This window comes from Agrobacterium sp. CCNWLW155, from assembly GCF_036888815.1.
In the GTDB taxonomy this organism is placed as follows: Bacteria; Pseudomonadota; Alphaproteobacteria; order Rhizobiales; family Rhizobiaceae; genus Agrobacterium; species Agrobacterium radiobacter.
Genome location: NZ_JBAKFW010000026.1, coordinates 20738 through 27319 on the forward strand (window position 1 = coordinate 20738; position 6582 = coordinate 27319).

The window sequence follows — 6582 nt, forward strand, 5'->3', positions numbered from 1 at the left end:
CGCGACGGACCGCGATCGGCGCGGTCCTAAGAAAAGGAGATAGAAGTCATGGCAAAGAAATTAGAATCGGACCGTAGCGACATTTACACGCGGATCACCGATCGGATCGTCGAGGAGCTCGAATATGGAGTGCGTCCCTGGATGAGACCGTGGAGCGCCGCCAACACGCACAGTCGCATCAGTCGGCCCGTGCGCCACAACGGTCAGCCCTATTCGGGCATGAACGTGCTGCTCCTGTGGTCGGAGCAGATATCGCGCGGCTTCGTCTCGTCAATGTGGATGACGTTCAAGCAGGCGCTTGAATTGGGAGGGGCTGTGCGCAAAGGCGAGACCGGCTCGACCGTTGTTATCGCCAGACGTTTCATCAGGTCTGAGGTGGACGGGAACGGTAACGAGGTCGATCGGGAGATCCCGTTCCTGAAGGCCTATTCAGTGTTCAACGTCGAGCAGATCGACGGTTTGCCCGAGAGCTATTATGCACCGCCCGCCAAGGTCCTTGATCCGATCGAGCGGATCGAAAGCGCTGATCGCTTCTTTCGCAATACAGGCGCGGTCATCCGGCATGGTGGCAACCAGGCCTACTATTTCCCGGTGATGGACTATATCCAGATGCCACCCTTCGAGGCGTTTCGCGATGCCGCCGGGTACGCGGCCGTCCTCAGTCATGAGGCGACTCACTGGACGGCGGCGGAGCATCGCGTCGGACGAGACTTGTCGTGCTATGCGAAAGACCGGACAGAGCGGGCGCGGGAAGAACTCATTGCAGAACTTGGCAGTTGCTTCCTCTGCGCCGACCTTGGCATCGCGCCGGAGCTCGAGCCGCGGCCAGATCACGCCTCCTATCTGCAGTCGTGGCTCTCGGTCCTGGCCAACGACAAGCGGGCGATTTTTCAGGCGGCAGCCCATGCGCAGCGGGCGGTCAATTATCTCCACGGTCTTCAGCCGCAGGCGGACGCCCGCGAAACGAGGAAGGTAGCGTGATCGCGCTCGTCTCTTTTTGGGCGTTCTTTGGTTCGAGCAAAACAATGGCCGTCTGCGGACCAATGCGCCACATTGTAAATGCGCCCTGCAATCTGGACATTCCGGACAATCTGTACTATCTATCGTCGCAGATGATTGGAGCAGGAACATGGTCACATCCGTCAGAAAATCGTCAGCAACCTCCCTGTCGGGGTTGAACCCGGCGGCCATCGCCGATGTCGTTGAGGTCCTCGCCCGTCATAATCCACGTCTTTCCAAGACGGCGCTTGCCGCGACGGGGCGTGTCGTCGCCGCAGTCACCGCGGCAACCGCACGTCTTGCCGCCGACCAGCAACGCCGGCTCGTTGCCGACGAACGCGAGCTGGCGCAAGCCGTCGAGGTCGCGGTCGCTGGCCTCGTCGCGGAAGCGGACGTCCGCCTCGCGCCGCTTGCGGTTGGCAAGTCCGTCGAGGTCAGTCAGGGCGCCGGTCTTCCCGCGCCCATCGATCTCGATGAAGGAAGGCGCAGACTTGCAGCTTTTGCAGAGCCGACGCGTCTCGAGGACTGGGCCGGTCCTGTCGCGGGACCGGCCGAGATCGAAAAGACATTTGGCACGAAACGGTCGACCCTGCACGACTGGCAGAGGCGTGGCGCGGTGATTGGTCTGCTGAAGGGCGAACGCAAGCATGTCTTTCCATTGGCGCAGTTCGTCGATGGACGCCCGGTAGAGGGCATGGCTCAGGTGACGCGGATCATCGCCAATCCTCGTGTCGCATGGCAATGGTTAATCTGGACGAAGCCCGATATCGGCGGCTCGCCGTTGGATCTCATGAAAAATGGCCGTCTGGACGAGGTCCTTGCTGCGGCCGAGCATGATTTCGGCTGATACTGTGAAGCTCGATCCCAAAACAGTTGCCGATCTCGCACTAGCGTTTCGGCCGAATGCCTGGCTGCGCGTTTTGCCGCGCGCCCACATGGCGACGCCACTCGGCATGGGCTTTGGCAATAGCCGCTTTTCCAGCCCTCACAGGAGATTCCGCCTGGCCTACATCGCACAGGATCTGCCGACGGCGATTGCGGAAACGATCGTGCGTGACCGCTTCGAGGGCAGCGCCGACCGGGTGCTTGATGAAACAGAGTTCGAAGACTGGGCGATTGCCGAGGTTTCCGCTGTCGATCCCTTGGCCGTCCTCGACCTGAGAACCACCGGTTTGCTCAAGCTAGGAGTCAGCACCGATGCTGCCCGTGCGAAAGCCCACAACGATGGGCAGGCGCTGAGCGAGGCCGTCTACGGGACCTTCGATGCCGACGGGTTATTATACGCATCGCGGTTGACAGGCGCCCATTGTCTGGCGGTCTACGACCGTGCGGTGACGCGCAAGCTCGCAACGACGCCGGCAATCGAGCTTCTTCGACACCCAGGCCTCGTTCCCGCGCTGAAGAAAATCGGTGTCTCGGTCCGGAGCGCCCGCTCTCCATGACAGGCGTTCGGCCGAGGCGCTTATGGCCGCGGCAGGGATGCGTGGACACCCGCCGTCGACCGAGGGGGGGGCGGGATCAATCAGCTGCGATTGAGTGCAAGTCAGAATATGCTGCTCGCGAATTCTGAACCGGACAGTGCGGCTTGTCCGGTCCGGTGTCAGCGGACGCGATCTTACGTCATGCGGCTACTAAGCAGTGTTGCTGCGACTGGCCCCCTGCGTCCTGCCAACAACGGATCATTCTTGGCGAACAAGAACAAACATGGATGACTTCTGCCCGATCGGACACCGGAAGCCGTCATCGAGGCAGAGAGTCCGACGACATTTCCAGGACTTGCCGCATTCGATCGGCAAATTCCCTGACGATTGATGTGGCCATTGGTGTCATCCATTCGGACATAGCACGCGGGCGCGGCCAACGCGGCCTCGATTTGACATGTCTGATCGAAGAGCGGCTGCGCCTCGATCGTCCTCCCGCAACGGCATCGCCAACTTTCTTCCCCTGCAAACTGCGTTCGCATTCCTCGCGGTCCAAGAAAGCCGTCTCGTGCCGCCCTCCATTGTATTCCGGTCCCTTGGGGATGCGGTCCGATCGTCCCCGATCAATTCGACAGTCATCGAGGACGCGATGGTCGCGGCCCGATCAACCCGAAAGGATCACGACAATGGCAGTCATCGGCGAATTCACCACCAGCGGCAACACCATCACTGGCAACGTCCGCACCCTCACCGTCTCCCTGAAGGCCCGCCTGAACCCGATCGAGCGTACCTCGCGCGACGCTCCCGACTTCCGCATCACCGCCGGCCCCGGCGTTGAAATCGGCGCAGGCTGGAGCCAGGTCTCCAACGACGGCGAGCCCTACATCTCCGTCAAGCTCGACGACCCGAGCTTCAACGCTCCGATCAACGCCGCCCTGTGGCCTGCCGAGAAGGATGGCGACTACACCCTGGTCTGGAACCGCCCGAAGCGTGACGTCTGATCGAAAACACCGCCCCGCCGGAAACGGCGGGGCTTACCCCGCGCTCAGTACAAGAAGAAACCGGGCATCGAGCCCGCTTTTTTCTTCCGGTCGCGATACGGAGAGGTGGGGTCTGCTCAGAGTGACCAATGGTGCCGTGAGGAAGTACCGGCTTCAAGAACTTCGCGGCCCCTCCAATTTTCAGGAGCCGCCCTGAAGGGCGCCACCAGAAAATCGGTTCCTCCGCTTGCCGCCTCCGGCGGTCGCTGGCGCGATCCTTGACCCCGCCATTTCCTCCCGCCCCGCGGCGTCATCTTTCCCAAACGTCAAGGAGACGACGATGCTGCTGGAACAACACATCGAAGAACTGCGCCGCGAACTGAATCACTGCCATCCTGACGAACGTCACGAGATTGCCGTCGAACTCGAACTTGCTCAGGCTGAGCTGGCGGTCATCATGGCCGAGCAGGAAGGTTCCACTGACGCCGTGCCGCCCTTCTAAGGGCGGTTGTCGCAGAACGTCGTGCCACCGCTCCCGTCGCGGTGAGGCGCGACGCTTTCACCTTCTCCTTTTGAGGACGGTCATCGATTATCGGGGATCGTGCGTCCCGCACGGTCAGTCAGCAACTTTTCGCGGCCAGAATTTTCCCCGCCGTAAACAGCTCCTCGCGGTCCAAAATTCCGGCAGCGCAAGGTCCTCCACGTTGCTCCGGCCTGACGGTGCAGCCGGACTTTCCGGTCCGCATTCTCTCCCCGGGATAACCGCAATCGACAAGGAGAGATTTCAATGAAACGCCTCGCTCAATTCCTCAACCGCACAGGTCGCCGGCTCCGTATACTGGGCAAAGTCATCTCTCACGTCTTCCGGGACGGCAAGCTCGGCCTGAAGCTCGCGATCAAGATCCCGTTCTTCGTCGAAATCGAGATCAGCTATGAACGTAGCCCCGAGCGAGGCCGATAATGGCCCCAGGTAGCCGCTTACGCGGCTACTTCTTGGCATTCGTTTCTTCTGCGTCGGCTCATTTGTTGAGCGTATCCTTCAATGCCTTCGCGGGCTGGAAGGTAAGTTTCCGCGCAGCTGCAACCTTGATGGTCGCACCCGTTCCTGGATTGCGGGCCTCGCGCTCCGGCGTGTTCTTGATTTTAAACTTGCCGAACCCCGATATCGATGTTTCCGCGCCGGATGTAGCAGTCGCCATGATGGATGCGAAGACGGTCTCGACAATCGTCTTCGCCTGCGCTTTGGTCAGGCCCTGTTGATCTTATCGGCGATTTCATTGGTTGTGGTCATGATGGTTTCCTCGTTAAAGACGGAAAACCTTTTCAGCCGGCCCCGCGATTGTCACGTGCCGATGCTCTCCGAATTGGTGGCCCCGACGGTGTTTCCACAACTTCTTACGGGGCGATAACCTCGTTTTCTTTTCTGAAGCATCAGCTCGAGAAAACGGGAAATCGCCTCCTTCTCCGTACCGAACACTTCTGTCATCTCTCCACCTGCCTTGCCGATCCGTCCCCATGTCCGTACCAACGCGGTTTCTCCGAACAGGGTTTGCTGGATCGCAAGCGAGTAATATCGGGCCATGTTCCGGCTGACGTCAATCCTCTGGCAATAGAGCTGGTAGTGGTGAATACTCATGCCCAATGATCGTCGATGTTCACGCTATGGTCCAACGACACTTCTGAATCGAAGGGCCGCTTTCGATTCATTTTCGTGATGGATATCGGTGATCGATCATGCTCCGCTCGGGCGAGACGACTTCGCCGCCCGGCTCTTCTCGCTACGCTCACCAAACCCGCTGCGCAGTTTCGACCGTCGCGTTTCTGTCTCGCATGGCCGGCCATGCCGACGGATGATAATGCAGGAATGGCCTGGTTGCGGTGGCGGAGGCGCGCGACGGTTCGATCCCTCCCAACGGCGCGCTCGTAGGACAACTTACCGCCAACCACGACCACCGTAGCGCTCATCGCCCGATGCATCACGTACTGACCGTTCTGGCATTTGCCGCAGTTTCTCGTTCGTCGTCCTGCTGCCTACGCTTACCGGTTTTTGAACGAAGCCTGTTCAATATCGGTGGCAGGAATGGAACATCCTCCCATACCCCATTACCTTCGAAGAGCATCTCGGTATTGCGATTGCGCCATCTCACCTCTTCTTTTGTCACGAATGGCGGTGCAATTTCGGCAAGGATCGCCAAGGGCACAAAACCGGCCGTGCAGATCAAAGCAACGATCCTCAGCATCAAACCCCCATGAGGTAGGAATACCCCAAGGCTGATGATCGCTTCGACAACGATGATCGGCGTCAACGCCATGAATGCCGCCCAAATGTTCAGCGGTCCCATCAGGGAATACCAGTCATTTTTCCATTGCATCTTTAGTGTTCCTCCTGACTCCGTGGTTGCCGGGAAAGGTTCAAAGCGTCCAACGCCACGTTACATCTACTATTCACTACGATGAAACCTGTTCGTGCCGACACAGGCCTTCATGTCCTCGCGGCGGAACCAGACGGCTCGCCCGCATCGAAGGGGTGCATTGCCCGAGGTGAAGACGATCTGCTCGTCGGCGCGCATGCGCAGAACCTCATGCGGAAGGATCAACGGCCGGCGGTTCAGCTGCTTCGATCGTGATCGCGACGATCCCTTCATTCCAGACGAGCGATTGGTTTGGTCTACCTCGACCGTCGTGTCGCCACATCGCTTCGAGATGTAGTCGGCGGTATCGGGATCATTGATCGCCGAGAAAGAAATCCACGATACGGATTCGAACCATTTGCTCGTCGCATCACGCCCGCCATACGCCTCGCGCATCTGGCCGAGCGACTGGAAGATCATCGTCAGCGTGATGCCGTACTTTCGGCCTGCGTCTCGGGCGGTTTCAAGGATGCGCAGATAGCCGAGGCGCGCCACCTCGTCGAGCAGGAAAAGGGTGCGACCCTTCACATTGCCCTTGTGATTATAGATTGCGTTCAGGAGCGAACCGATGACGACGCGTGCGAAGCCCGGATGGGCTTCCAGTACTTTCAGATCGAGCGCTATAAAAATGTCGGTCTCGCCGTTCGCGAGATCGTCAGTCGAGAAACTGTCGCCGGAGACCAGACCGGCATAGTTGGGGTCAGAACAAGAGCAGTCCGAAATCGTACGCTAAGGACGAACGGAATGAGAACTTACGCGGCGTTCCTTAGC

8 protein-coding genes and 2 pseudogenes are annotated in these 6582 nt (G+C 59.5%); 6 read left to right on the top strand and 4 right to left on the bottom strand.

Annotated elements, in window-relative coordinates:
• Positions 1–48 precede the first annotated feature (48 nt).
• From V6S97_RS27945 to V6S97_RS27970, 6 genes are all read left to right on the top strand, one after another.
• Entirely contained in the window at positions 49–981 is a 933-nt protein-coding gene (locus tag V6S97_RS27945; RefSeq protein WP_334428303.1) for an ArdC family protein, read from the top strand.
• Between the two features lie 148 nt (positions 982–1129).
• Positions 1130–1846 carry an antitoxin Xre/MbcA/ParS-like domain-containing protein gene (locus V6S97_RS27950; RefSeq protein WP_107677902.1) on the top strand — a complete coding sequence of 239 codons (717 nt, stop codon included), beginning with the start codon at positions 1130–1132 and terminating at the stop codon, positions 1844–1846.
• Positions 1833–2441, top strand: coding sequence for an RES family NAD+ phosphorylase (locus tag V6S97_RS27955; RefSeq protein WP_244600799.1), 609 nt, complete (start codon positions 1833–1835; stop codon positions 2439–2441). The genes V6S97_RS27950 and V6S97_RS27955 overlap by 14 nt, the downstream gene beginning before the upstream one ends.
• Before the next feature lie 665 nt (positions 2442–3106).
• A complete protein-coding gene (locus V6S97_RS27960; RefSeq protein ID WP_334428305.1) occupies positions 3107–3421 on the top strand; it encodes a DUF736 domain-containing protein in 315 nt (104 codons plus the stop codon).
• Between the two features lie 319 nt (positions 3422–3740).
• Positions 3741–3902: a hypothetical protein gene (locus V6S97_RS27965; RefSeq protein ID WP_003508801.1), complete on the top strand. Its 162-nt coding sequence runs from the start codon at positions 3741–3743 to the stop codon at positions 3900–3902.
• 285 nt (positions 3903–4187) lie between these two features.
• Positions 4188–4361 (top strand): hypothetical protein, encoded by a 174-nt coding sequence (locus V6S97_RS27970; protein WP_192886681.1) that lies wholly within the window; start codon positions 4188–4190, stop codon positions 4359–4361.
• Between the two features lie 58 nt (positions 4362–4419).
• Here the strand turns inward: V6S97_RS27970 and V6S97_RS27975 are convergent.
• The 4 genes and pseudogenes from V6S97_RS27975 to V6S97_RS27990 form a co-directional block, all read right to left on the bottom strand.
• Positions 4420–4691, bottom strand: a pseudogene (locus V6S97_RS27975) (HU family DNA-binding protein).
• Positions 4692–4742: 51 nt separating this feature from the next.
• A complete protein-coding gene (locus V6S97_RS27980) occupies positions 4743–5036 on the bottom strand; it encodes a WGR domain-containing protein (protein ID WP_107677900.1) in 294 nt (97 codons plus the stop codon).
• A 340-nt stretch (positions 5037–5376) separates the two neighbouring features.
• Positions 5377–5772 (bottom strand): hypothetical protein, encoded by a 396-nt coding sequence (locus tag V6S97_RS27985; RefSeq protein WP_107677899.1) that lies wholly within the window; start codon positions 5770–5772, stop codon positions 5377–5379.
• 69 nt (positions 5773–5841) lie between these two features.
• Positions 5842–6516 (bottom strand): annotated as a pseudogene (locus V6S97_RS27990) (type IV secretory system conjugative DNA transfer family protein); the annotation flags it as partial.
• Positions 6517–6582: the final 66 nt, after the last annotated feature.

Bases quoted from the DNA above. Each gene is read 5' to 3' on its own strand.
- V6S97_RS27945 (WP_334428303.1), top strand. From the start codon at position 49: ATGGCAAAGAAATTAGAATCGGACCGTAGCGACATTTACACGCGGATC.
- V6S97_RS27950 (WP_107677902.1), top strand. From the start codon at position 1,130: ATGGTCACATCCGTCAGAAAATCGTCAGCAACCTCCCTGTCGGGGTTG.
- V6S97_RS27955 (WP_244600799.1), top strand. From the start codon at position 1,833: ATGATTTCGGCTGATACTGTGAAGCTCGATCCCAAAACAGTTGCCGAT.
- V6S97_RS27960 (WP_334428305.1), top strand. From the start codon at position 3,107: ATGGCAGTCATCGGCGAATTCACCACCAGCGGCAACACCATCACTGGC.
- V6S97_RS27965 (WP_003508801.1), top strand. From the start codon at position 3,741: ATGCTGCTGGAACAACACATCGAAGAACTGCGCCGCGAACTGAATCAC.
- V6S97_RS27970 (WP_192886681.1), top strand. From the start codon at position 4,188: ATGAAACGCCTCGCTCAATTCCTCAACCGCACAGGTCGCCGGCTCCGT.
- V6S97_RS27980 (WP_107677900.1), bottom strand. From the start codon at position 5,036: ATGAGTATTCACCACTACCAGCTCTATTGCCAGAGGATTGACGTCAGC.
- V6S97_RS27985 (WP_107677899.1), bottom strand. From the start codon at position 5,772: ATGCAATGGAAAAATGACTGGTATTCCCTGATGGGACCGCTGAACATT.